General features: G+C 37.8%; 17 protein-coding genes and 2 tRNA genes. 7 read left to right on the top strand and 12 right to left on the bottom strand.

The window, feature by feature from the left end; translation table 11 throughout:
* Positions 1 to 2: 2 nt before the first annotated feature.
* The 4 genes from DHD80_RS15740 to porV all read right to left on the bottom strand — a co-directional run bounded on the left by DHD80_RS15740 (position 3) and on the right by porV (position 4,541).
* Positions 3 to 1,727, bottom strand: a complete 1,725-nt coding sequence (locus tag DHD80_RS15740) for a pyruvate dehydrogenase complex dihydrolipoamide acetyltransferase (RefSeq protein WP_251742420.1) — start codon at positions 1,725 to 1,727, stop codon at positions 3 to 5.
* Positions 1,728 to 1,731: 4 nt separating this feature from the next.
* Positions 1,732 to 2,733 (bottom strand): pyruvate dehydrogenase (acetyl-transferring) E1 component subunit alpha, encoded by a 1,002-nt coding sequence (gene pdhA, locus DHD80_RS15735; RefSeq protein ID WP_251742419.1) that lies wholly within the window; start codon positions 2,731 to 2,733, stop codon positions 1,732 to 1,734.
* A gap of 107 nt (positions 2,734 to 2,840) precedes the next feature.
* Positions 2,841 to 3,323: a cytidine deaminase gene (gene cdd / locus DHD80_RS15730; protein ID WP_251742418.1), complete on the bottom strand. Its 483-nt coding sequence runs from the start codon at positions 3,321 to 3,323 to the stop codon at positions 2,841 to 2,843.
* Between the two features lie 72 nt (positions 3,324 to 3,395).
* On the bottom strand, positions 3,396 to 4,541 hold the full coding sequence (gene porV, locus DHD80_RS15725; protein ID WP_251742417.1) for a type IX secretion system outer membrane channel protein PorV: 1,146 nt from the start codon (positions 4,539 to 4,541) through the stop codon (positions 3,396 to 3,398).
* 415 nt (positions 4,542 to 4,956) lie between these two features.
* Between porV and gldJ the strand changes: the two genes are divergently transcribed.
* Both gldJ and murF read left to right on the top strand, forming a co-directional pair.
* On the top strand, positions 4,957 to 6,636 hold the full coding sequence (gene gldJ / locus DHD80_RS15720) for a gliding motility lipoprotein GldJ (RefSeq protein ID WP_251742416.1): 1,680 nt from the start codon (positions 4,957 to 4,959) through the stop codon (positions 6,634 to 6,636).
* A 65-nt stretch (positions 6,637 to 6,701) separates the two neighbouring features.
* Complete coding sequence (gene murF, locus DHD80_RS15715) at positions 6,702 to 8,009, top strand: UDP-N-acetylmuramoyl-tripeptide--D-alanyl-D-alanine ligase (protein WP_251742415.1); 1,308 nt, start codon at positions 6,702 to 6,704, stop codon at positions 8,007 to 8,009.
* Positions 8,010 to 8,028: 19 nt separating this feature from the next.
* Here murF and DHD80_RS15710 read toward each other — a convergent pair.
* Positions 8,029 to 8,103: transfer RNA gene (locus tag DHD80_RS15710), tRNA-Val, on the bottom strand.
* A 755-nt stretch (positions 8,104 to 8,858) separates the two neighbouring features.
* On the opposite strand from DHD80_RS15710, the gene DHD80_RS15705 reads away from it, so the two are divergent.
* Positions 8,859 to 11,789: a two-component regulator propeller domain-containing protein gene (locus DHD80_RS15705; RefSeq protein ID WP_251742414.1), complete on the top strand. Its 2,931-nt coding sequence runs from the start codon at positions 8,859 to 8,861 to the stop codon at positions 11,787 to 11,789.
* Between the two features lie 35 nt (positions 11,790 to 11,824).
* On the top strand, positions 11,825 to 12,436 hold the full coding sequence (locus DHD80_RS15700; protein WP_251742413.1) for a response regulator: 612 nt from the start codon (positions 11,825 to 11,827) through the stop codon (positions 12,434 to 12,436).
* 265 nt (positions 12,437 to 12,701) lie between these two features.
* On the opposite strand, the gene DHD80_RS15695 is transcribed toward DHD80_RS15700, so the two are convergent.
* From DHD80_RS15695 to DHD80_RS15665, 7 genes are all read right to left on the bottom strand, one after another.
* A tRNA-Val gene (locus DHD80_RS15695) sits at positions 12,702 to 12,776 on the bottom strand.
* Positions 12,777 to 12,860: 84 nt separating this feature from the next.
* On the bottom strand, positions 12,861 to 14,081 hold the full coding sequence (locus tag DHD80_RS15690) for a folylpolyglutamate synthase/dihydrofolate synthase family protein (protein WP_251742412.1): 1,221 nt from the start codon (positions 14,079 to 14,081) through the stop codon (positions 12,861 to 12,863).
* Positions 14,082 to 14,900 (bottom strand): energy transducer TonB, encoded by an 819-nt coding sequence (locus DHD80_RS15685; protein WP_251742411.1) that lies wholly within the window; start codon positions 14,898 to 14,900, stop codon positions 14,082 to 14,084.
* A gap of 2 nt (positions 14,901 to 14,902) precedes the next feature.
* Positions 14,903 to 15,295, bottom strand: coding sequence for a biopolymer transporter ExbD (locus DHD80_RS15680; RefSeq protein WP_251742410.1), 393 nt, complete (start codon positions 15,293 to 15,295; stop codon positions 14,903 to 14,905).
* 1 nt (position 15,296) lies between these two features.
* Complete coding sequence (locus DHD80_RS15675; protein WP_251742409.1) at positions 15,297 to 15,998, bottom strand: MotA/TolQ/ExbB proton channel family protein; 702 nt, start codon at positions 15,996 to 15,998, stop codon at positions 15,297 to 15,299.
* Between the two features lie 114 nt (positions 15,999 to 16,112).
* Positions 16,113 to 17,339: a Glu/Leu/Phe/Val dehydrogenase dimerization domain-containing protein gene (locus tag DHD80_RS15670; protein ID WP_251742408.1), complete on the bottom strand. Its 1,227-nt coding sequence runs from the start codon at positions 17,337 to 17,339 to the stop codon at positions 16,113 to 16,115.
* A 57-nt stretch (positions 17,340 to 17,396) separates the two neighbouring features.
* Positions 17,397 to 18,470: an anhydro-N-acetylmuramic acid kinase gene (locus DHD80_RS15665; protein ID WP_251742407.1), complete on the bottom strand. Its 1,074-nt coding sequence runs from the start codon at positions 18,468 to 18,470 to the stop codon at positions 17,397 to 17,399.
* A 93-nt stretch (positions 18,471 to 18,563) separates the two neighbouring features.
* Here DHD80_RS15665 and DHD80_RS15660 point away from each other — a divergent pair, with 93 nt between their 5' ends.
* From DHD80_RS15660 to DHD80_RS15650, 3 genes are all read left to right on the top strand, one after another.
* The gene (locus DHD80_RS15660; RefSeq protein WP_251742406.1) at positions 18,564 to 19,706 is read left to right on the top strand and encodes an acyl-CoA dehydrogenase; all 1,143 of its coding nucleotides are present in this window, start codon (positions 18,564 to 18,566) and stop codon (positions 19,704 to 19,706) included.
* Between the two features lie 235 nt (positions 19,707 to 19,941).
* Positions 19,942 to 24,465: a glutamate synthase large subunit gene (gltB, locus tag DHD80_RS15655; protein WP_251742405.1), complete on the top strand. Its 4,524-nt coding sequence runs from the start codon at positions 19,942 to 19,944 to the stop codon at positions 24,463 to 24,465.
* Positions 24,466 to 24,467: 2 nt separating this feature from the next.
* Positions 24,468 to 25,931 (top strand): glutamate synthase subunit beta, encoded by a 1,464-nt coding sequence (locus DHD80_RS15650; RefSeq protein WP_251742404.1) that lies wholly within the window; start codon positions 24,468 to 24,470, stop codon positions 25,929 to 25,931.
* The last annotated feature ends 230 nt before the right edge of the window (positions 25,932 to 26,161 follow it).

Raw genomic sequence — 26,161 nt, 5'->3', positions numbered from 1 at the left:
GATTAAGCTAACATTGTAACCGGATTCTCCATATATATTTTTAAGGTTTGTAAAAAGGCTGCCCCCGTTGCTCCATCTACCGTTCTATGGTCACAGGCCAGCGTAAGCTTCATGGTATTCCCAACCACGATCTGTCCATCTCTCACCACTGGTTTTTCTACAATAGTTCCCACGGAAAGAATTGCAGAATTTGGCTGATTGATAATGCTGGTAAACTCAACGATTCCAAACATTCCCAAGTTAGAAACCGTGAAAGTACTTCCTTCCATATCTGAAGGCTGAATTTTTTTGCTTCTCGCCTTTCCTGCCAGATCCTTCACATTTGCGCCAATTTGCGTTAACGACATCTGGTCAGCATATTTCAAAACAGGAACCACAAGGCCTTCATCTACAGCAACAGCAACGCCCATATGGATATGCTTGGCAATTCTGGTAAGATCACCTGTCCATTGGCTGTTCACTCTTGGATGTTTTCTAAGCGCCATAGCCGTAGCTTTAATCACCATATCATTAAAAGAAACCTTGGTATCTGGGATCTCGTTGATATTTTTTCTAGAAACCATGGCGTTGGCCATATCTACTTCAATAGTAAGATAATAATGAGGTGCGGTAAATTTAGATTCCCCCAGACGTTTTGAAATGGTTTTACGCATTTGCGAATTCTTGATCTCTTCGAATTCTTCTTTTCCCGCCGGAGTATAAGGTGCAGCAGCTACCGTTGTTTTCTTGGCTTCAGTTTCACTTGCAGCAGATTTTTCTTCTGATTTTGCGGAACCTTTATAATTCTCAATATCTTTTTTAACAATTCGTCCATTTTCTCCAGAACCATCTACACTTCCCAGGTCAATTCCTTTATCCTCAGCCATTTTCCTGGCCAAAGGAGAAGCAAAAATCCTTTTGTCTGAAGTTGAAGAACTTGATTTTGAAGTTTCTTCTTTCTCTTTTGAAGATTCTTTAGAGGAACTTTCCTCTTTCTTATCTGAATCAGAAGATGTTGATTTTTTTGCTTTTTTAGCACCGCCAGATTTACCAATTTTGGAAACATCGGTTCCCTCCGGTCCAATAATTGCCAAAAGCGTATCTACTTTCGCAGATTCCCCTTCCTGAATTCCAATTTTCAAAAGCGTCCCGGAATAGAATGATTCAAATTCCATGGTAGCCTTATCGGTTTCGATTTCAGCTAAAATATCGCCTTCTTCAACTTTATCCCCCTCCTGCTTTAACCATGAAGCAACGGTCCCTTCTTCCATAGTATCGCTAAGCCGTGGCATATTGATTACCTCAACACCTTCGGGAATCCCGCCTTCATCATCACTATCTTCATCCTCTGACTCTTCCTCTTCGGAAGACTCTTTTTCTTCTGAATCATCTTCAGAATTATTATTATCATCAGAAGATTTTTTATCAGATTTTTCCTCTTTTTCTGAACTTTCCTTTTTCTCTTCCTTTTCTGAAGATCCTCCGCTAATAAGATCAGAAATATCTTCACCTTCTTCACCAATTATGGCAAGCAGTTGATCTACCGGCGCAGTACCGCCTTCTTCTATTCCAATATGGAGCAAAACTCCGTCATAGAATGATTCAAATTCCATAGTGGCCTTATCGGTTTCAATTTCAGCTAAAATATCGCCTTCCTCTACTTTATCCCCTTTTTGCTTAAGCCACTTTGCAACGGTACCTTCTTCCATGGTATCGCTCAAACGTGGCATTTTAATTACTTCTGCCATATTTTTAATCTAATTTATGTGCTAAAAAAGGATAATCATCCTGTTCATATACCACATCATACATTACAGATTTATCAGGAAAATCTGATTCGTCTGCAAATTTCTCACATTCAGCAACTTTATCTTTTATGCGCTTATCGATCTCTTTGATCTCTTTTTCTGAAGCGTATTTTTTCTCTTTTATAATATCCAAAACCTTGGTGATGGGATCGAGTTTTTGATACTCGGCAACTTCATCTTTAGTTCGGTACTTTTGAGCGTCACTCATGGAATGACCTCTGTAACGATAGGTTTTTAACTCAAGGAAAGTAGGTCCTTCTCCTTTTCTTGCCCTGGTAATTGCCTCGTCTAAAGCTTCAGCAACTTTAACGGGATCCATCGCGTCAACCGGTCCACAGGGCATTTCGTACCCATTCCCCAGTTTCCAGATCTCTGTTCCTTTGGAAGTTCTCGCTACGGAGGTTCCCATAGCATATCCATTATTCTCAACACAAAATACCACAGGAAGGTTCCAATTCACCGCCATGTTTAGGGTTTCATGAAGAGACCCCTGTCTAACCGCACCGTCACCCATAAATGTAAGGGTTACATTATCCCTTTTATGATATTTATCTGCAAAGGCGAGTCCGGCACCTAAAGGAATTTGTCCTCCAACAATCCCATGACCTCCGTAAAATCTATGTTCCTTGGCGAATATATGCATAGAGCCACCCAGACCCATTGAAGTTCCCGTTTTCTTCCCATAAAGCTCGGCCATTACTCTTTTAGGATCCACGCCCATTCCAATGGGTTGCACGTGATTTCTATAAGCAGTGATCATACGATCTTTCTCAAGGTCCATCGCGTGCAATGCGCCGGCGAGGATGGCTTCCTGGCCATTATATAAATGTAAAAATCCCCGTACTTTTTGTTGAATGTACACCTGCGCAAGCTTATCTTCAAATTTGCGCCAAAAAAGCATATCCTCGTACCACTTCAAATAAGTGGCTTTTGTAATTTTCTTCATTTAGAGTTTTTTAAGGCCGGACACTTTGATTTTTCCGAACGGATAACAAAAATACTATTTTCAATAAGAAACGAAAACAGTTTTATACCAAAAAAATAACGAAAACCTTATAGACAGGAATTATCGAATACAAGAGGGAGTAAATCCTTCACTGAATCTGCCTTTATCACCTTTCCTGTTTCCCCCATAAAATATAATTCTATCGCTTCGTCCTGCTTTACTTCATACTCGACCAAGGCCTGTCTACATGCGCCACAGGGCGGAACCGGCGAAATTATACGGTGTTTCATGGACTTTGCTGAAATAGCTATAGCCTTGACTTTTTCGTTTGGGTAATTGGCCCCGGCTGCATAAACAGCAGTTCGCTCGGCACAGAGCCCCGAAGGATAAGAAGCATTTTCCTGGTTACTCCCTAAAATCATTTCGCCATTTGCCAATTGAACCGCCGCCCCCACTTTAAATTGAGAATAAGGGGCATAAGCATTATTTCTAACTTCAATGGCTTTATGCATTAACTCCTGAACATGAGCATCAAGTTCATCTAATGAATCGTAAACTTCCAATCTGGAAGTAATGGTAAATGGCTTCATCCTAAATTATTGGAAATACAAGATAAGGGAAAGTTTCCCTGTGGGCAACCGGAAAAGCTAAACTTTAAAGACCTAGTATTGATCGCCAAAATTAAAGCTTAATCCAAAACGTAGCGTACCGTCTAAGGGACTACTTACGGCAGAAGTCGAAAACAAATAAGAAGCATCGATAATAATAGATTCATACACGAATCCAGCACCAACAGATAAAAATCTCCTGAAGCCTTTTTCTTCACTTTCATTAAAATAACCTGCACGAAGGGCAAATTGCTCACGGTACCAGTATTCTGCACCCAAGGCTAAAGTAAATTCTTTTATTTCTTCAGAAAAACCATCAGGTGCATCTCCAAATGATTTAAAGATCCCCGAAATAGAACCAATATTATTATATTCATCATCATCTTCAGCATCAATATCGCCATCCCCATCAAAATCCTGGGGTGTGGGAACCAGAAGTTTATTTACTTCAAGGTAAGTACCTAATTTATTATCTGCATCAAATATAAAGTCAAATCCTGCCCCTGCTTTTAAGTTCGTTGGAATAAAATTTTCCTGACCGGCATCATCATACTTCATTTTTGGGCCAATATTCTGGATATTTGCCCCCAGTCTCCATACACCGTCAAAATTACTCAGCGTTAACTGTTCACTTTGGTAAAAAGCACTCACATCTACTCCAAAAGTTGATGCTGCACCCAGATCTTCATTGTCCTGAAGACCAAGATCTGATCTTAAATACCTCATGGCCACCGCCGTAGAAAAGGTTTCGCTCAACTTTAATGCGTAGGAAATATCGAAGGTTAACTCATTAGGATTTACAATAATTGGAGTTTCTTCAAAGGTCAATCGGGTTTCAATGGAACCTAAACTAAAATAACGAAGACTGGCCGCAGCTGCACTTTTTTCATTAATTTTATGAAAGTAATTTAAACTTCCTAAGAAAATATCATTAACAATATCACTTAAATAGGGGGTATATGAAACAGCTACACCATTTTCATGGGTAGCAAAAGCATATTTTGCTGAATTCCATTGTTGGGAAAAAACATCTGGAGAAGTCGCCACACCCTGATCACCAATTCCAGCAGCTCGTGCATCGGCAGCTACTAGTAAAAATGGCACTGCGGTGGTAATAACCCTATCCCTTTGCTCTTGTGATATCACTGAAAAATCGACAAATAAAACTGCCGCTAAAAAGAAGAAAGTAATTTTTTTCATTATAGTAGTTAATGATAAACAAATATATAGTAATATTCCTGTTAAGAAAGAACCTCCACGCGAAAATGCCTTCTTAATTCAAATTATTCTAAAAAAATTTAAAGAAAAATTAATTTGGGTTTTATTTATAACCTTAAAAATAGAAAAATATTGTTTAGGCAGCGAAGGAGCGTTAATTTTCAGAATATTTCCATGGATACAACAATTTATCATCCAATATTTCGTTTAAATTTGCCTGAAATGAAATTCAGAAGGAGTAATTTCAAAAAATAAGATGAAAATTTAAGCTACTGTTAAGCATATCAAACAGTTAGATTGATTTTTAATGATTTAGTATTTACAAAATAATCTTGCTGGTTTTGCGTTAATTAGTATATTGCAAAGCCTAAATTTCTATCATAAAGAAGGACATACTATGAAATTCAATGTAGCTTCAAAAGCCATTATTGCTGTGATTTGTGGTGTTAGTTTACTTAGTTGTAATAAATCTGACAACTACAAAAATACTTCCCGCGCCACTGGTTGGGATATAAACTCCAAAGATGGAGGCTTCCAGTATAATACCGATTTTAAAGAGCAGGATGCTGCTCCAGGCCTTGTATTTGTTGAAGGAGGAACCTACACAATGGGACGTGTACAGGATGATCCCATGCACGACTGGAACAACTCTCCAACCCAACAACATGTCCAGTCCTTTTATATGGATGAGACAGAGGTTACCAATAAGATGTATTTAGAATATCTTGATTGGTTGAAAAGTGTTTTCCCACCCACACAAGACAATTATCGTAACATATATTATGGTGCTGTACCAGATACTTTAGTTTGGAGGAACCGTTTAGGCTATAACGAAACCATGGTGACCAATTATTTACGTCATCCGGGTTATGCCGACTATCCTGTAGTTGGAGTTAGCTGGATCCAGGCTGTTGAATTCAGTAAATGGAGAACAGATCGTGTAAATGAGAAAAGACTGGAAAAGGAAGGTTTCTTAGCAGATAATGCCAGATATAATTCTGAACCCGGAACCACTTTTAATACAGAAACTTATATTAACTCCCCTACAAAGACATACGGCGGAAATACAGAATTGAACCAGGGTAAGAAAGTTACCGATCGTTTAGCGGATGTTGATGCCGAAGGCAATCCAATCAAAAAAGTTTATGCTGGTAGGGAAAGCGGCTTAATTTATCCGGAATATCGCCTGCCTACTGAAGCTGAATGGGAATATGCCGCTTTAGGCCTGGTTGGTATCAGAAATTATAACATTTATCGCGGAAGAAAAAAATACCCATGGGATGGGCAATATACTCGTAATGGCGATGCTAAAAAAATGGGTGACCAGTTAGCCAACTTTAAGCAAGGAGCCGGAGATTATGGTGGAATTGCCGGATGGAGTGATGATGGAGCTGATATAACTGCTGAAATAAAATCTTATGACCCAAATGATTTTGGCTTATATGATATGGCAGGAAACGTTGCTGAATGGGTAGCCGATGTTTACAGACCCATTGTAGATGATGAATTTAACGATTTTAACTATTACCGTGGAAACGTGTATACCAAGAACGCTATTAATGAGGATGGCACTGTAGAAGTTGTGACTTCTGACAATATTGTATTTGACACTTTAAGCAACGGGAAAGTTGTGGCAAGAAATCTACCGGGTGAAATTGCGCAGGTCCCGGTTACAGAGGAAGATACATACATGAGAACGAATTATACTGATAGTGATCAGAGAGACTATCGTGATGGGGATAAAAGCTCCAGTAGGTATTTTCAGCCATTTCAGGAAATTGAAGATGATCCCAGCAAAAGAATGTATAATTCTCCAAAATATGATAATATCACCTATGACGATAGCACTGAAAGTGTAGAAGCTAGAGGTTATGATAAAGAAAAAAGGACTACTTTAATTAGTAATGAAGTGCGTGTTTACAAAGGTGGTAGCTGGAGAGATCGGGCTTACTGGTTAGATCCTGCACAAAGGCGATATTTCCCTCAGGATATGGCTACAGATTATATTGGATTTAGAAATGCCATGTCACGGGTAGGTTCAAAATCATTGTCTGAAAACAAAACTGCACGTAACTAATAGTTATTATATAAATTAAACTTAAAGCCCTAACATGTTTAGGGCTTTTTTTATAGTTTTAATTCATGAATATAGCCAGAATACATCAGCGCTACCTTCTTTGCAAAAAGGTAGATACAGATACCCGAAATATTAAAAAAGGAAGCATGTTTTTCGCCTTGAAAGGTGAAAACTTTAATGGAAATATATTTGCTGAAGAAGCTCTTTTAAAAGGCGCACGCTATGTTGTAGTCGATGAGAAAAATCTTGCCAAGGATAATGAAAGTTATATTCTGGTAAAAGATGTTTTGGATACTTTACAACAACTTGCCACATTCCATCGAAAGTACTTAAAACTTCCAATTTTGGCGATAACGGGTAGTAATGGTAAAACCACTACTAAGGAATTGATCAATGCTGTTCTTTCAAGGAAACTTAAAGTTGTTGCCACAAAAGGTAATTTAAACAACCATATTGGCGTTCCACTCACCCTTTTGTCTATGGATGAAAGCACAGAAATTGGCATTGTAGAAATGGGAGCAAATCATCCCTTCGAGATCGAATTTCTTTGCAGGATTGCAGATCCGGATTATGGTTACATTACCAATTTTGGAAAAGCACATCTGGAAGGCTTTGGAAGCCTGGATGGAGTGATAAAATCTAAAACTGAGTTATACCGGCATTTACAGGACCATAAAAAAATGATCTTTTTAAATCTGGATGATGAGGTGCAGTTAAGACATCATAACTACAGCCATACCTTTACGTTTGGTGAAACGCGCGAGGCCGATGTTCAGGTGGAATATACCGAGAGCGGTGAATATGCTGAAGTTTTCTACAACCAAACCCATTTTAAAAGTAAGCTCACCGGGAGTTATAACGCTTTAAATATTGCTGCAGCACTTTGCATAGGATTGTACTTTAAAGTGGAATTTTTTGAGATCCAAAGCGCTATTGCCAATTATTCCCCAGATAATAACAGGTCACAGATAATTAATCATCAAAGCAATTCTATCATTCTGGATGCCTATAATGCCAATCCCACCAGCATGACTGCCGCTATTCACAATTTTAAGAACCTTAAAACGAAAAAGCAAAAAATTGCCATTTTAGGAGATATGTATGAGTTGGGAGAAACCTCGGCGGAAGAACACCAGGCGATTGTTGAATTAATTTCCGAGGGTAATATTAAAGAAACTTACTTATTGGGGGAAAACTTTAATGCTACAGTGTTTTCGAATAATTATATTTTCAAATTCAAGACTATTCAAGATTTAAAAAAACATCTGGAGGAGATCAATTTCAAAAATTGCTATTTCCTAATAAAAGGTTCCAGAGCCATGGCTTTGGAAAGGGTTTTAGAAAGCATCAATAAAGATTATATTACTGAATAACCTAACTTATTCTAAATTGTGAGTGATACTGGATTCGAACCAGTGACCCCTACCCTGTCAAGGTAGTGCTCTGAACCAACTGAGCTAATCACCCAAAACCAAATTCAAATTTAAGGCTACAGGAGGAGTAAAGCAACATCTTCACCGGCTAATTTGAATTCGAAAAAAATATTAAATGACTACCTTTAAATTCTAGCGCCTAATATCCCAATGTGTTAGCAACGGTAGTTACAGCCTATACAATTCCATACCATTTTGATAGAAAGAAGAACAGCATTTTAATTTTAATAATATAAATACCATTCAATAAATCAGTTTCAGAACATAGAAGAGTAGAGTTTTCTTCCAGCAGTACGACTACATTTTCGACCACTTCCTCGTTTTGATGATATTAATTTTCTCCTCCAATAATAGAATCAGAAGGATCGTCTTTAGAACATCCCATAAAAATGATTAGTAAAAGTAGTGCAGGTAATCTTTTCATGATTTTTAGTTAAATGGAATAATTGATTATGGGAATAAAAGCGAAATAAATTAAAAGTAATTTTTTGCTGATTTTAGATAATCCTATTATACCCTTTGGTTCTGTTTTACTATTACATATTTAAGTATTGTTAAAAATATCTTAATTTACACTCTTCGCCAATACCCATAACTAGGTATATTTAACAAGAATAATTTTGGTAATTTTCAATATTAGTATTCATCAAACCGCAAAATGATCTTTTTTCTAAGCCTAAGTTTCTCCTCAGTTTTTTAATTCTATTTTTTAGCTTCTCCACAATTGGGCAAACTGTTTTTGAGCAAGACACACTTTATGCTAATTATATTGGACAGGATCAGGGATTATTGCAATTAAATGTAAAGGATCTGGCTATAGATAACGAGGGGTTTTTATGGGCAGGTACTGAGGATGGTCTTCATAAATTCAATAGTTATGAATTTAAGGCACTTCTCCATGATCCAGAAGATAATTCTTCTATTCCCGATGATCATATTCGTGGTCTACTCTACACCAACGATACACTTTGGATAGCAACAAACTCTAAAGGTATTGTTGGTTTTGAACCTTCAAAAATGGAGTATTTTAACCTTGACTCAAAAAAAATAAATACAAACCTCAATACAGGCTATGACGTCTTTTTTTTGGATGATAGTACATTATTGTTTGCTTTGAAAAATTATATAGTCAAATATGAAAGAGCAAAAAAAACTTATACCGTAATAGCTTTACCCAAAAATAACAGGGATATTGCTGTTACCAGTGTTTTACCTATATCAGATAATGAAGTTTGGTTTGGCACCACATCCCAGGGGATTTTGAAATTTAATTTAAATAATAATAAAATTGAAGAAACAAAAATTCTTGAAGAGGCCGAAGATATTTATTTGTTTGAAGCTAATGACCTAATTATGGCGGGCACAAAATCTGGATTATTTCAACTTCACAAGGATAAAAAACCAGATCTTATTTTTGAAACAGCTTCAGTTAAATGTTTTTACATGTTCAATCCTGAAACTTTAATGCTAGGAACAGAGATCGGGCTTTATAAATTCAATTTTAAAACCGAAAAATTTACTTCAGTAGTTTTTACCAATCAATTCAATAGGACACTAAAAACTTTTGACATTAACAACATTATTGGGGATGATAAAGGGAATATATGGTTAGGTACTGAAGGAGACGGCTTGATACATTATAATAGCTATCAAAAGAAATTTAATACCATAAAAATAAAATTAGACGAGTATCCTAATAAAGAAAATATAAGCTCATTCCAATTCTTAAAAGGCAGAGACTCAACTTTATGGATTGGAAGTAAATGGGGAATTGTAAAATATTTTCATAAGAATGACAATTTCAAATTATATAACATTCCCTATAATGCCTTGATATACACTGTTGCCAAAGACCTAAATGGTCAAATTTGGAGTGGAGGTTTTACTACTGGCCTATTGAAATATAACTCTGAAACAGATAGTTTCAAAAAAATAAGTAGTGGGAATTTAAAGGATAATGATGTAATAAATATTATTCCGGTTTCAAAAGAGAAACTATGGGTTTGCACCTGGACCGGTGGGATTTATGAATATAACATAAAAAAGGAAGAGTTCAACGAAATTCTAATTGACGAAAAACGAATCAATAGAGCCAGGACTTCTTTAATTGATAGCGAAGGTAGCATCTGGCTGGGAACCGAGGAAGGAGTATATAAAGTAAATAAGGAAAGTGAAATTAAAAGATTTTTCTCAAAGGATAGTGAAAATGGACCACTTTCAGGCAACCGAATATTTGCTATCAAAGAGGATCGAAAAGGTAATATATGGTTAGGAACCAATTCAGGACTTACAAAACTTAATGCAAAAACTCATGAAAGCGAACATTTTTTCAAACAAAAAGGACTTCCAAACGATTTTATCTACTCGATATTAATTGCTCCAGATGATAATATTTGGGTAAGCACTAATTATGGAATTTCTGAATTGGATATAAAAAATAATACTTTTAAAAATTTTACAAGTAGTGACGGACTTCAAAATAATGAATTCAATGGTAAGGCAGGATATCAGGATGAGTTTGGTAATTTTTATTTTGGAGGAATTTCAGGAATTAATATTTTTAAACCTGAAGAGATAATTGAAAATCCTTATATACCAAGAACACATATTGAATCTATTGAATTGTTTAATAAGCCAATAGATATAAATGCTGTTTATACCGATACCTTAGAATTTAGAAGTGATGAAAATGTAATCACCTTAAATTTCACGGGGATTAGTTACTTAAATCCGGAAAAATCCTTTTACACCTATAAAATGGAAGGATTCGATGCGAATTGGAGACCCGCAACAAAGAATAGGAGCACTACTTATACTAATTTAAATCCCGGTAATTACACTTTCAAAGTAAAATCCAGCAACGATGAAGGAAAATGGAATGAAAATATTGATACGATATTTATCAAAATCGTCCCGCCCTGGTATAATACCCTATGGTTTAAAATCTTACTTGTACTTCTTTTTTTATTGGCAACTCGAGTCTTTTATCTTTATAAAACAAGAAAAATTAAAAAAGACAACCTTAAACTTGAAATGCAAGTGAATACCAGGACCAAAGAGATCAAACAAAAGAATAAGGATTTGGAAAAGGCCTATAGTGATGTTGAAAAACAGCGAAATAATATTGAATTTTTAATGCGTGAACTCACTCACCGCGTAAAAAATAATCTTCAAATCATTTCAAGTTTATTAAATATCCAGGCTAACAACATGGAGGAGGAGCAATCCAGTAGCGCCTTGAGGGTAGCTAAAAATCGTATTCTAACAATTTCGCAAATAGAAAACAAAACTCCCCATGACAATGGAATTTTAGAAATTGACCACTTTATAAGACATATTAGTGAAGTTATAATTGAGTCCCTTTCTGATGACGAAAATTTAAAATTCAAGACGGTATTTCGTTTGAATTCTAACCTGTCCGCATTAAATTTTAATGCAACCATGATCGGTTTAATATTGAATGAATTGATAACCAATACCACAAAATATGCATTCGAAAAAACTTCGGAAACTAATGAGCTACTTATATGCTCAACTGTGGAAGGGAACTACTTAATTTTAATTATAAAGGATAATGGAAAGGGGTATCAACAGGATGATATCACTAAAAATAATACCCTGGGAGTTGAATTGGTAAGGGAAATGGTCGAACAACTTGATGGGAATATACTGGTAAATTCATTTGATGGCACTGAAAATATTATTAGAATTCCTATTTAAGGGCTATATTGCTAGACCTAAATATCTACCTATAAATGTTAAATATTTTATTGATTGAAGATGAGTTTATAATTACCAAAGACTTAGAAACTCAATTATCAAAAAATAATTATGCAAATATTGATTCAGCTAAGAATTATAAAAATGCCATACGCCTTTTTACTGAGAACGATTATGATATCATCATAGCAGATATTAATCTTAACGATGAGAAAGACGGAATTGAAATCATTTCAGAATTAGCAAAATTTAAAATTGTTCCTGTTGTTTACCTTACCGCCTATTCTGATTCAGAAATAATTAAAAGAGCACAGAAGACCTTACCATTTGCTTATATACTCAAGCCTTACAATAATCAACAACTAAAGGCTACAATAGATCTTGCCATACTTAATTCAAAGAAAGATTCAATTTTTCTGGAAGAAACATTGAATGAAAATCCAAAACTGGACCTATTGACAAAAAGAGAAAAAGAAATACTGGTGGTGTTAGCTACGGGTAAAATGAGCCGTGAAATTGCAGAAATTCTTACTATTTCAGTCGGAACCGTAGAGCAACACAAAAAAAATATTAAGAAAAAACTGGATCTAAATACTGTAGGTGAACTTGTGAATTTTACAATGACCACCAAACTTTTGAAAATATAAGTTTTCCGTACTTAATAAAAAATTTCTTGAAACCGACTATCCCCCCGAGGCAAGCCGTAGGGGTATTTTGCCGGTTTCATTTTGGCCTCCGGGTCAAACCGAAATTTTGTATTTCCCCTCACCCAGAACTGCGAAAAAGCAGTTCTGACCTCTCCCGAAGGAGAGGTGAAGAGGAAACCCCGAGGCTGAGCCGTCGGGGAATTTTATAGATTAAAGAGTAAAGTTTTCAAAATAAAAAAGGCTTCCATTTAGGAAGCCTTTTTTGTGGGCAATGAGGGATTCGAACCCCCGACCCCCTCGGTGTAAACGAGGTGCTCTGAACCAACTGAGCTAATTGCCCTACATGATTGCAGACCTGCCTTTGCGACAAGCAGGTGCAAATATAGACTAGATTTTGAATTGCACAAAGGAATTTCAGGAAAAATTAAATTATTTCTGCTACCGTAAAAGTACTGCCCCCAACATAGATAACATCGCTTTCCGAAGCCCTTTTGAGTGCAGTTTGATAAGCATTTGATAACGAATTAAATGCTTCTACCTCAAAACCAAATTTCAACATTCTCTGGCTTAAAATTCCTGCATCCAATCCTCTTGGAACCTCTGGTTTTGAAACATAATAGATGGCTTTTTTCGGTAAAATGGGAAAAATCTCCTCCAGGTTCTTATCATTCACAACCCCAATAACAAAATGAATAGTTTCCTTATTCAAATCAATCAACTGCTTCATGGTAATTTTTAGACCATCAGCATTATGCGCCGTATCACAAATTACAAGAGGTTTTTCCTGTAAAATCTCCCAACGGCCTCTAAGGCCGGTATTATCTTTAACCTTTGAAATTCCACTCTGAATGCTTTCAGCGGAAATATTCCAACCTAATTTATTTAATTCTGAAATTGCAGCTAAAACTGTCGCTATATTTTCTTTTTGATATGCTCCTTTTAAATCTGAACCTAATCCTGGAGGCTCCATATCTTCAGCAAAGATAATTTTCGCTGCTTTTTCCGAAGCTATCCTTTTGAATACCTTTGTGGTTTCCAATTGCTTTTTTCCAATGATTACGGGCGTAGACTTCTTGATGATGCCTGCCTTTTCTCCGGCAATTTCCGCCAGTGTATTTCCTAATTGAGCTGTATGATCCATCCCTATATTGGTGATTATAGAAACTTCAGGGGTGATGATATTGGTGGAGTCAAGCCTTCCGCCTAAACCTACTTCAATAACCGCAATATCAACTTCAGCTAAATCAAAATACCAAAAGGCCATGCCCACGGTCATTTCAAAAAAACTTAGCTGATTGTTTTTCAGGAAGGATTCATTATTCTGAATAAATTCAACAACATGATCTTCAGAAATCATCTTTCCATTTATCCGGATACGCTCTCTAAAATCTTTTAAATGCGGGGAAGTATATAATCCCGTCTTGTATCCGGCTTCCTGTAACACTGAAGCCAGCATGTGGCTCACTGAACCCTTTCCGTTCGTGCCTGCTACATGAATCGTTTTAAAATTTTTATGAGGATTTTGGAGATGTGCAGCTAATTTAAGCGTATTGGAAAGGTCTTTTTTGTAAGCCGAAGCACCCACGCGTTGATACATAGGCAACTGCTGAAACATCCACTCAACAGTTTTAGAATAATTTTTCAATTACTCGCTGAGTTTAAAGTTATAGATAATGGTTCCTACCTGCCTGGAAGGTGCATTGGAATCTGAATTAAATCGCGTTGCCAAAGCAGCTCTTTTTGCGGGATCTGTTAAACAGGCAGAATTATTGGTAGTTCCTTTCATTCCGGGGGTTGCATTAACCACTCTTCCCTGCTGATCTACTTCAATTTTCACCACCACGATCCCAGATTCATTACAATCCTGCGGGATCTTGGCTTTATTCAGAGCAGACCTTCCACCAAGCCTATAATTACCGTCACCGTCCAGGCCAGCACCCTGTCCGTAATATGAACTGGCATTGGGATCTCCATCCGGGCTACCTTTATCTCCCGCCTGAGTATCATTTCCTTCACCGCCATTGGCAGTTCCGGATCTTTCAGGTCCGTTTAGGATACTACTTAAAGCATCATTGGTAGATTTATCGGGTTTTGGTTCAGGTTTCTTTACCGGTTCCGGAGTTTTTTTTGGTTCGGGCTGTTTGGTTTCAACAGGTGTTGGTTTTTTCTTTTTTTCGATGACCGGAGCTTCCTCCGCCTCCTGAGTTACTACTTCTTTCTCAATAACGGGTTCAGATTTAACCGGGGTTGCAGCCACTTTTTTAGGAGAAGATCTTACCGGTTCTTTGGGTTGAACATCACCGGAACCCACTTCAGAAGTACCAAAATTAATAGCAATTCCACTTTCTGGTGGCGGATCTAAATAGGTCAATCCGAAAAATATCAAAAGAAGGATCAATACCGTATAGATCACCACGGTAATGGTAAAAGACTTCTTTTCATGTTTTGTTTCGAAAATTGCCATTTTTATTCGGGTTTCACCGCCAATACTATTTTATAACTATTTCTATTCGCAATATCCATTACGGTAACGGCTTTTTCAATAGGCACACCTTCTTCAACTCGAAGGATAATCGTTGGATCTTCCTCTCCTGTCAAACGGGTCTTCAATTCTCCTTCCAGTGCGCTGTTACTTATGCGCTCACTGTTTATATACATTTGAAGATCCTTGGTGATACTCACCGATAAAGTTTGCTTATTGGTCGTTTTTCCTTTTGCCTTTGGAAGGATAAGATCCAAAGCTTCAGGAGTAATTGCCGGAGAAGTAAGCATGAAAAAGATAAGCAGAAGGAAAACCACATCTGTCATCGAACTCATACTGAATTCCGGACTTACTTTATTTCTTCCTCTTAAATTCATATTAAGCAGGCTCGTTTAACAGGTCAAGGAAATCAACCGCAGTGGCTTCCATCTGATGTATCACTTTATCAGTCTTTACCACAATATGATTGTATCCAATATAAGCAATAATACCAACGATCAAACCTGCAACAGTAGTGGTCATCGCCGTGTAAATTCCTTCAGCCAAAGCTCCCATTTGGGCCTGGCCGCTACTTGTCGCCAACTCATGAAAAGCAAGCACCATACCAATTACAGTTCCAAGGAAACCTATCATGGGTGCAGCACCGGCAATCGTGGCCAGAATACTTACGTTCTTTTCCAGTTTATATACTTCCAGTCTACCGGCATTTTCTATGGCTGTGTTGATATCTTCCAGCGGACTCCCAATTCTTGAAATACCCTTTTCGGTTAAACGGGCAACCGGAGAATCACTTTGTGCGCATCGTATCTTTGCAGATTCCATATTTCCATTTAGTACGCTGTCTTTAATTTGAAGCATAAAATTTTTATCCACTTTACTCGCAGCTTTCACCGCAAAAAGTCTTTCAAAATAAATATACAGGGCTATAAATAGCAGGATAAGAAGTATCACAATAATTATGGTCCCACCAAGACCACCACTAAACATTAAATCCCAAAGAGAAATTGTTTTTTCCTCTACTATAGGTTCAGATTGGATTGCAGCATCGGCCAGGCCGTCCTGCTGTAAAAAGTATAGCATATGTTTGATTAGGTTTGTTAATGTAACGTGCTAAGTTGATTTTAATTGTAAATCAAATTTACAATATTCCAAATGCCTGTTTGAACATCTTCTGAATAACATTTGCACAAACTTTTAAACAAGTTGTTTTAAAGCAACTTCAAAAGCACTTTTACTAATGTTAGTTTTGCTGCTGTTATTTTCAAAAGTATTTTGAATGGCATTTCGAATGGTCATTGAGGTATCGTTGAAAATCGCTTCATCGGTCATTTGCACCCTTCTTTCCATAAAATAAGCGAAAACCCGTGCCATCCCGCAGTTTGAAATAAAATCTGGAATAAGGCTTACCCGTTCATCGGTATATTCCATAATTGGGCCAAAGAAAATTTCTGTATCAGCAAAAGGAACATTGGCGCCACATGAGATCACCTCCAGTTTGGTATCAATCAATTTAGTGATTTGATCTTTGGAAATTAATCTGGAAGAGGCACATGGAGCGAAAATTTCAGCTTCCAGGCTCCATATTTTATCATTCACTTCCTCAAAAGGAAGGAGGCCTTTATTAAGCAGGGCATTACCATCCTTGTTCAGGAACATATCTTTAATCTCTTCGAAACTAAAACCATTTTCATTTATTAGCCCTCCTTTCCGGTCAATAATACCAACGATTTTCACTCCCATTTGGGAAAGATAATAGGCAGCGGCAGAACCTACATTTCCAAATCCCTGAACGATCGCCCTTTTTCCTGCAGCAGTCCCTCCGTAAATTTCGTAGTAATGTTTCACCGCTTCAGCCACACCGTAGCCGGTGATCATATCGGCAACGGTATATTTTCTAGATACATCTGGGGAAAAATTCGTGTTTTCCAAAACTTTGATAACGCCCTGGCGCAGTTGACCAATTCGGTTAATTTTATCAGCTTCGGTGGGTTTAAAGTGGCCGTTAAAAACACCTTCCTGAGGGTGCCAAACCCCGCAATCTTCAGTAATAGGAATTACTTCATTTATTTCATCAACGTTTAAATCCCCACCGGTACCGTAATAACTTTTCAATAACGGGCTCACCGCTTTATACCAGCGCTCCAGAACTCCTTTTTTCCTAGGATCTGTTGGATCGAAATTAATTCCGGATTTTGCCCCTCCAATCGCAGGTCCGGAAACGGTAAATTTCACCTCCATCGTTTTAGCCAGGGAAAGAACTTCGTTTTGATCCAGCCCTTTTCGCATTCGGGTTCCGCCACCGGCAGCACCGCCACGAAGGGAGTTTATAACCGTCCAGCCTTCTGCATCAGTTTCTGAATCTTTCCAGTTAAATACTATTTCAGGCTCTTTATTTTCATATACTTTGAGTAATTCTTTCATTCTTGGAGTATTTTGTGGCAAATATAAAAAACTAAGCAGGCAGGAATGTGAATCGCATCATTTTTTAGAAGGCTTAAAAACCATACCGGAAGAATGATCTTTTTCAGCTCCGGTAACCGATTTTAATACATTCACTTCCCCCCTTAATTTAAGGACTCCTAAAAGGGCAAAAATCAGTGCCTCTTTAAATTCTACAATTTCCCTCTCCGGAATAGTAAAAGAGCAGTTCGACTGCTGTTCCAGGGTCTCGATAAGAAAATCATTAAAGGCTCCGCCGCCGGTAATTAAGACTTTTGAAGACGGCTGATTATCCAGGCTTTCTGAAATTTGAAAAGCAATGTGAAGACAGAATGTTTTAAGAATGCTTGGGGTTTCCAGATCAAATGATTCGATAAGCGGAATTACTTTTTGGTTCACCCATTCAATTCCCAATGATTTTGGTGGTTGTTTATGGTAAAAATCAAGCGCATTTAATTTTTCCAATAATTCCTGATTCATATCTCCATCCCGCGCCATATTTCCATTTTCGTCATAGGCTTTCCCTTCCTTCTGACTAAAGTAATTTAAAACCGTATTTACAGGGGAAATATCATAGGCAACCCTTTCAGAATTTACTTCCGTGGATATATTGGCAAAACCTCCTAAATTCAGGCAATATTTATAACCATTAAAAAACAGGGCGTCACCAACAGGCACTAAAGGCGCACCTTCGCCTCCCATTGCCACATCCTGAACCCTAAAGTCACATACCAGGGTTTGATCAATAAGAGCAGCTAGTTTCTCCAGATTTCCAATTTGGAGTGTAAATCCTTTATCCGGTTCATGTTTAACCGTATGGCCATGACTGGACACCGCATCAACATTTTCGATACTATTACGAGTAATAAAAGTATTGATTACACCGGCCAGAAATTCGGTATATTCTAAATTCAGACTTTTTAAATCCTCTTTCTGAAAATTTACAGCCTGGGAGAGTTTCTCCTGCCATTCTTTTGGGTAAGCTACAGTTTCTGAAGCATGTAGTTTAAAATCCCAATTTTCACCGGCTGAAATTGTGCAATGTACGAGATCAATTCCATCGAGACTCGTACCAGACATTACCCCAATAATTGAATATTCCTGTTTTTCCATATTCGTAAAATTACTCAATATCAATTGAAAAATAAGTATCAAAAAGCTATCTTTGGCCTTCTTAATTTAGATTTTCACAAACTTTTTTGAATAATGGATTTTAAACTTACAGAAGAACATATGATGATTCGTGATGCGGCTCGCGATTTCGCTAACACCGAACTTTTACCAGGGGTTATCGAAAGAGATGAGAAACAGGAGTTTCCCGCTGTGCAGATCAGAAAAATGGGTGAGTTGGGTTTTCTTGGAATGATGGCCTCTCCGGAATATGGCGGTGGCGGGATGGACACTATTTCCTATGTACTGGCGATGGAAGAAATTTCCAAGATCGATGCTTCTGCTTCTGTAGTCATGTCAGTTAACAATTCATTGGTTTGCTGGGGCTTGGATACATTTGGTTCCGAAGATCAAAAAAAGAAATATTTGTCACAACTCACCACAGGAGAAAAATTGGGTGCATTTTGCCTTTCTGAACCTGAAGCAGGAAGTGATGCCACTTCTCAAAGGACCACGGCGATGGACAAAGGCGATCATTACGTACTCAATGGAACTAAAAATTGGATTACGAATGGTAGTTCTGCTGATTATTATATCGTCATCGCACAAACCGATAAAGAGAAAAAACATAAAGGCATCAACGCTTTTATAGTTGAAAAAGATTCCGAAGGTTTTGAAATTGGCCCTAAAGAGCAAAAATTAGGCATCAGGGGAAGTGATACACATTCCTTAAATTTTAATGACGTAAAAGTACCTAAGGAAAATAGGATTGGAGAAGATGGTTTTGGTTTTAAGTTTGCCATGAAAACCCTCGCGGGGGGAAGGATTGGAATTGCTGCCCAGGCCCTGGGAATCGCGTCAGGAGCATTTGAACTTGCCCGGGATTATTCTAAACAACGTAAAGCTTTTGGAACTGAAATTTGCAACCATCAGGCTATCGCTTTCAAACTAGCTGATATGTATGTTTCTATTGAAGCTTCTAGGCATATGGTGATGAAAGCTGCTTGGGATAAGGATAATAATTTTAATTATGACCTTTCTGGGGCAATGGCAAAATTATATGCTTCAAAAACAGCGATGGATGTTTCAATAGAAGCAGTTCAGGTTCATGGAGGAAATGGCTATGTAAAAGAATACCATGTAGAAAGATTGATGCGTGATGCGAAAATTACTCAGATCTACGAGGGAACTTCAGAAATTCAAAAAATTGTTATTTCAAGAAGTCTTTTAAAAGACTAAAAAAACTATAACCTTAATTAAAAGCAGTCCAATATGGTTGCTTTTTCTTTTTTGGAATCAAAAATCCCAAAAATTTCAATACATAATTCTTATTATAACTTCAATAAAATAAGAATTCAGCAAAATTTTTTACTTTTTTTAAGAACTCCTAAAAACTTGAATTAAAGGAATTTAATCCTTTAGAAGTTAGATTTGTTTTCTTTATTTTTATGAGAATATAGAATAACGAACGACTATGAAATTAAAGGAACAGGGACTATATTCTCCCGAATTTGAACATGATAATTGTGGTGCAGGATTTATTTGTAATCTAAAAGGAGAGCGTTCTAACGAGATAATTCACAAGGCTCTTGAAATCTTAATTCGCCTGGAACATCGCGGTGCTGTAAGTGCTGATGGGAAAACGGGTGATGGTGCAGGTATCCTTATCGAAATCCCGCATCAATTCTTCACGAAAGTTTGTTCATTTGAATTACCGGAATATAGGGATTATGCGGTAGGAATGACATTTTTGCCAAAAAACGACAATCAGCGTGAGCTTTGTAAAGAAATTTTCAATAAGGAGGTAGCTGCACAGGAACTTACATTATTGGGGTGGAGAAAAGTTCCCGTAAATCATTCATGCCTGGGGAAAATGGCCTCTCAAACCGAGCCATATGTGGAACAGGTTTTTGTAGCGAAACCCGACGAAATGAATGCGGAAACCTTCAATGCGAAATTATACACCGCAAGAAAAGCTGCCGAACATAAAGTGATCAATTCTGAATTATCACAAAGCGAATTCTTCTATTTTGCCAGCTTATCGACAAATACCATAATATATAAGGGCCTATTGATGCCTCAGGACATCAACGAATATTACAAAGATCTTAACGATCCTGAAGTGATCACGCGTTTAGCACTGGTTCACCAGCGTTTTTCCACAAATACATTTCCAACCTGGGATCTGGCTCAGCCTTTTAGGTATATGTGCCACAATGGCGAAATTAATACGTTGCGGGGCAATTTAAGCCGAATGAGGGCCAGGGAAGAACTTTTTAAAAGCGACAAGTTTGGCGATGATCTAAAGAAATTATTACCAATTACGCTCCAAGGAAAATCAGATTCCGCATCGATGGATATGGTGCTGGAATTATTACTTCAAACAGGGCGTTCTTTACCAGAGGCCATTATGATGATGGTTCCGGAAGCCTGGGAGAAACACCCATCTATGAGCGATGAGAAAAAAGCGTTTTACGAATACAACTCCTGTATCATGGAGCCCTGGGATGGCCCGGCCTCCATACCTTTTACCGATGGTAATTATATTGGAGCACTTCTGGATCGAAATGGCCTAAGACCTTCGCGTTACACTGTTACTAAAGATGGTTACGTAATTATGTCTTCGGAAACGGGTGTTCTGGAGATCAAACCTGAAAATGTTCTAAAACATGGGCGGCTTGAACCCGGAAGAATGTTTTTGGTAGACATGAATGAAGGCCGAATTATTGAAGACAAAGAAGTTAAAGATAGTGTGGTTAACCGCTTACCTTATAGGGAATGGTTGAATGAAAATTTACTTCCATTAGCGAAAGTTAAATATACCGGCAATCAAACCCCGGTCGAAAAAACCGATTTTAAAACGCGCTTAAAGTTATTTGGCTATACACACGAGGATATTTCAACGATTATAACTCCTATGGCCACTCAGGCAAAAGAGGCGATTGGTTCTATGGGTATCGATATTCCACTGGCGGTTTTATCAGATAAACCTCAGTTATTGTTCAATTATTTCAAACAACTCTTTGCCCAGGTTACCAACCCCCCGTTGGATGGAATCCGGGAGGAAATTGTTACAGATATCAGCTTAGCGATTGGCGAAGACATCAATATTTTTGACATTGTCCCGGAGCAATGCCGAAAACTGAAAATTCAGAACCCGGTTATTTCCAATGAAGACCTTGATAAGATAAAATATATCGACGTTCCTGGCTTTAAAACGAAGTCTATTCCTATTCTATATGATGTAGCTAAAGGTATGAATGGCCTGGAAGATCGTCTCGAAGAGATCATTTTTGAAATTAACGATGCCGTAGATGATGGATGTAATGTGATCTTATTATCAGACAGAAATACAAATACAGAAAAAGCTCCTATTCCAAGTTTACTTGCATGTTCCTATGTGCATCACCGGGTAAAGGACTTTAAGAGAAGATCTTCTTTTGGGATTGTGATAGAATCTGCGGAACCTAGGGAACCGCATCATTTTGCTGCCTTATTTGGTTATGGTGCAAGTGCGATCAATCCTTATATGGTCAATGAAATAATTTTCAACTTAGCTGAAGAAAATGAAATTGAAGTAGAAAGTGCTGAAGCCGCCGTTGAAAACTTTAATGTGGCTATAGGCAAAGGGATCGTGAAGATCATGAACAAGATTGGTATTTCCACATTGCATTCGTATCGTGGAGCCCAAATTTTTGAAATTTTAGGTCTGAATAAAAAATTCGTGAATAAATATTTTACGAATACTCCTACCAGAATTGAAGGAATTGGATTGTATGAAATTGAGAAAGAAGTTCAAAATAGATATGATCACGCTTTTAACCCCCCAGAAACCAATACCGATTTGGAATTAGAAATGGGCGGTGATTATCGCTGGCGAAGAAATGGCGAACGGCATATGTTCAATCCTGCCAGCATAGCCAAACTTCAGCAATCTGTTAAACAGAATAGTTACGAAACCTATAAAGAATATTCCAATATTATTAATGAACAAACCGAGAATTTAATGACGATTCGCGGAATGTTCAAATACAAAGATTTGAATCCAATTCCTCTGGAAGAGGTTGAACCTTGGACAGAAATTGTAAAACGGTTTAAAACGGGAGCCATGTCATTTGGTTCCATCAGCAAGGAAGCTCATGAAAACCTTGCCGTTGCGATGAACCGTATTAAAGGTAAAAGCAACTCGGGAGAAGGTGGTGAAGACTCAGGCCGTTTTCAAAAAGATATTGATGGCAACTGGAGAAATTCAGCAATTAAACAGGTGGCTTCAGGAAGATTTGGGGTTTCTATTGATTATTTAACCAATGCCAAAGAGATTCAAATCAAAATGGCTCAGGGTGCCAAGCCAGGAGAAGGCGGACAATTACCGGGGGCAAAGGTAAATCCTGATATCGCGAGAACCAGGAATTCCACACCTTATGTTGGGCTTATCTCTCCTCCTCCACATCACGATATTTATTCTATTGAAGATTTAGCCCAGTTGATCTTTGATCTTAAGAACGCTAATAGAGAAGCACGAATTAATGTGAAGTTGGTGTCTAAAGTTGGTGTCGGAACAATTGCTGCAGGAGTTGCAAAAGCGAAAGCTGATGTTGTTCTCATTTCAGGATATGATGGAGGAACTGGAGCTTCTCCATTAACTTCTCTAAGGCACGCAGGCCTTCCCTGGGAATTGGGAATTGCTGAAGTCCAGCAGACTTTATTAATGAACAACTTACGAAGCAGGATTGTGGTGGAATGTGATGGCCAGTTAAAGACCGGACGCGACGTCGCTATAGCCTGTTTATTGGGAGCTGAAGAATTTGGTTTTTCAACCGCGCCCTTGGTTGCTACAGGCTGTATCATGATGCGTGCCTGCCATTTAAATACATGTCCGGTGGGAATTGCCACCCAAGATCCTGAACTCAGGAAAAATTTTAAAGGCACTCCGGAAAACGTGATCAATTTCATGTACTTCGTGGCCCAGGAACTAAGGGAAATTATGGCACAGCTTGGTTACAGGAAGATAGATGAAATGGTGGGGCAAAGTCAGAAACTTGATATGAACCGCGCTATTACGCACTTTAAAGCTCGCGGATTAGATTTTTCCGCAATTTTACATAAGCCTACCTTAGAAAATCAGGTACCTCTTTCTAATACTGAAAAGCAATTGCATAACCTTGAAGGAGTGCTCGATTTCAAAATTCTTAGTAAAGCGCATCCCGCGATCTATAGAAAAGAACCCATGAAGCTGGAATTCCCTATTAGTAACACAGATAGGACAACCGGTGCAATTATAAGCAACGAAATTTCAAAAATTCACGGTGCCAATGGCTTGCCAGATGACACTTTAACTATTGATTTTAAAGGATCTGCCGGACAAAGTTTCGGAGCCTTTGCAACCAAAGGCTTGACTTTAAATATTGAAGGAAATTCTAACGATTACCTCGGAAAAGGACTTTCTGGGGCGATACTTTCCGTAAAAAAACCAAAAGCTGCTACATTTAAATCGAATGAAAATATCATTATTGGAAATGTTGCCTTATACGGGGCGACCAATGGTGAAGCTTATATAAATGGTATTGGAGGTGAACGTTTTTGCGTTAGAAATTCCGGAGCAAAGGCTGTTATTGAAGGAATTGGGGATCATGGCTGTGAGTATATGACTGGTGGTATCGCCGTGATTTTAGGAGAGATTGGCAGAAACTTTGCGGCAGGTATGAGCGGCGGGATTGCCTATATCTATAATCCTGAAAATAATCTGGACCATCATAATTTTAATATGGAAATGATCGAACTGGAACAACCTACCGAGGAAAATCTGGAAGAACTTCAGCAACTTATAAAAAATCATTATAAGTATACCCAAAGCGATGTGGCCAAAGAAATTTTAGAAAACTGGTCTAAAAAAGGAGGTCAGTTTATTAAGATAATGCCAATTGAGTATAAAAAGGCACTTCAGAAAATGGAAGAGGAAAGAAAGAAAAACGAACAGGTAGAATTAAAAACTGCATAAGCATGGGGAAATTAAGAGGATTTATGGAATATGATCGTGTAGATGAAAGCACGATCGAAGTTGAAGAAAGAAAGAAAAATTATAATGAATTTCATAAGGAACTTCCAACTGAAGAGTTAAACAAGCAAGGTGGAAGATGTATGGATTGCGGAATTCCATTTTGTCACAGTGGCTGTCCCTTAGGCAATTTAATTCCGGATTTTAACCATGCCGTTTATAAGAACGACTGGCAAAAAGCCTTAAAAATTTTACATGCCACCAATAACTTTCCGGAATTTACGGGAAGATTATGTCCCGCACCCTGCGAATCTGCCTGTGTTTTGGGGATTATTGAAAGTCCTGTAGCTATTGAAACCATTGAAAAATATATTGTTGAAAGAGGATTTAAAGAAGGCTGGATTAAACCGGAGCCACCTGAAAACAGGACTGGTAAAAAAGTTGCTGTAGTAGGTTCGGGGCCTGCAGGACTTGCGGCTGCGCAACAACTCAATCGAGCAGGTCATGAAGTCACCGTTTTTGAAAGGGCGGCTAAAGTTGGCGGATTGCTTCGTTATGGTATTCCAGATTTCAAAATGGAAAAATATATTATCGATCGCCGTATTGAAATTATGGAAGCAGAGGGAATTATATTTAAAACAAATACCGAAGTTGGGGTTAATTATGAAGTTGAAAAATTAAAAGATTTTGACGCCGTTGTCCTTTGTGGTGGCGCAACAGCAAGTAGGATGCTACCTATACCTGGAGCTGAAGCAAAAGGAGTTATGCCGGCTATGGAATTTTTAAAGAATAACAATGAAGTTGTAGACGGGCTTAAAGAACTTACTGCTGATTTAAGCGCAGAAGGAAAAGATATTATCGTTATAGGTGGAGGAGATACAGGATCTGATTGTGTAGGAACATCTAATCGACACGGAGCAAAATCGGTTACAAATTTTGAGATCTTACCTATGCCTTCTGAAAATAGGACTAATGAAAATCCATGGCCATTTTGGCCATTTACACTGAAAACCACTTCATCGCACGAAGAAGGTGTAAAAAGAAATTGGAGTATTACTACCAAAGAATTTCTAAAGGATGAAAATGGAAATTTAACTGGTTTAAGAACCGCGGAAGTTAATTGGGAGTATACTAAAGGTCAACGTCCCAAATTGAATGAAATCCCAGGTACAGAAAAAGATTGGCCATGCGACATGGCTTTACTTTCTTTGGGTTTCACAGGTCCTGAAAAGACTTTAAGTGAAAAATTGGGTGTGGAGACAGATCATCGCAGTAATATTAAGGCCGAAACTTTTAATTACCGTACGAATGTAAAAAACATTTTTACAGCCGGTGATATGCGTAGAGGACAGTCGTTGATTGTTTGGGCGATTTCTGAAGGAAGGGAAGCTGCCTTTCATGTAGATAAGTTTCTCTGCGGGACTTCTAAATTACCCACTAAAGGACGAGGAGATCTTCCCTCAGCTTAGAATACTAAATTTGAATAAAAAAAGCAGCTAATCGGCTGCTTTTTTTATTTCCCGTTTTCAGCAAATAGAATTTCTCTGAAAGATATCTAGGTAACTAATTATCGATAGATCACCCTTCATTTCACGGCATAAAAAAACCCCTTGAGTTAGACTGAAGGGGTTTTGATTATAAAAAGAAGGCGGCGACCTACTCTCCCACGAGGTGCAGTACCATCGGCGCTAACGGGCTT

It is taken from the genome of Gramella sp. AN32 (assembly GCF_023718305.1).
GTDB lineage: Bacteria > Bacteroidota > Bacteroidia > Flavobacteriales > Flavobacteriaceae > Christiangramia > Christiangramia antarctica.
This window is presented reverse-complemented; position numbering and strand designations above follow the sequence as displayed.

Bases quoted from the DNA above. Each gene is read 5' to 3' on its own strand.
- DHD80_RS15675 (WP_251742409.1), bottom strand. From the start codon at position 15,998: ATGCTATACTTTTTACAGCAGGACGGCCTGGCCGATGCTGCAATCCAA.
- DHD80_RS15740 (WP_251742420.1), bottom strand. From the start codon at position 1,727: ATGGCAGAAGTAATTAAAATGCCACGTTTGAGCGATACCATGGAAGAA.
- DHD80_RS15660 (WP_251742406.1), top strand. From the start codon at position 18,564: ATGGATTTTAAACTTACAGAAGAACATATGATGATTCGTGATGCGGCT.
- murF (WP_251742415.1), top strand. From the start codon at position 6,702: ATGAATATAGCCAGAATACATCAGCGCTACCTTCTTTGCAAAAAGGTA.
- DHD80_RS15680 (WP_251742410.1), bottom strand. From the start codon at position 15,295: ATGAATTTAAGAGGAAGAAATAAAGTAAGTCCGGAATTCAGTATGAGT.
- cdd (WP_251742418.1), bottom strand. From the start codon at position 3,323: ATGAAGCCATTTACCATTACTTCCAGATTGGAAGTTTACGATTCATTA.
- DHD80_RS15650 (WP_251742404.1), top strand. From the start codon at position 24,468: ATGGGGAAATTAAGAGGATTTATGGAATATGATCGTGTAGATGAAAGC.
- DHD80_RS15670 (WP_251742408.1), bottom strand. From the start codon at position 17,339: ATGAAAGAATTACTCAAAGTATATGAAAATAAAGAGCCTGAAATAGTA.
- DHD80_RS15665 (WP_251742407.1), bottom strand. From the start codon at position 18,470: ATGGAAAAACAGGAATATTCAATTATTGGGGTAATGTCTGGTACGAGT.
- DHD80_RS15700 (WP_251742413.1), top strand. From the start codon at position 11,825: ATGTTAAATATTTTATTGATTGAAGATGAGTTTATAATTACCAAAGAC.
- DHD80_RS15685 (WP_251742411.1), bottom strand. From the start codon at position 14,900: ATGGCAATTTTCGAAACAAAACATGAAAAGAAGTCTTTTACCATTACC.
- gltB (WP_251742405.1), top strand. From the start codon at position 19,942: ATGAAATTAAAGGAACAGGGACTATATTCTCCCGAATTTGAACATGAT.
- pdhA (WP_251742419.1), bottom strand. From the start codon at position 2,733: ATGAAGAAAATTACAAAAGCCACTTATTTGAAGTGGTACGAGGATATG.
- porV (WP_251742417.1), bottom strand. From the start codon at position 4,541: ATGAAAAAAATTACTTTCTTCTTTTTAGCGGCAGTTTTATTTGTCGAT.
- gldJ (WP_251742416.1), top strand. From the start codon at position 4,957: ATGAAATTCAATGTAGCTTCAAAAGCCATTATTGCTGTGATTTGTGGT.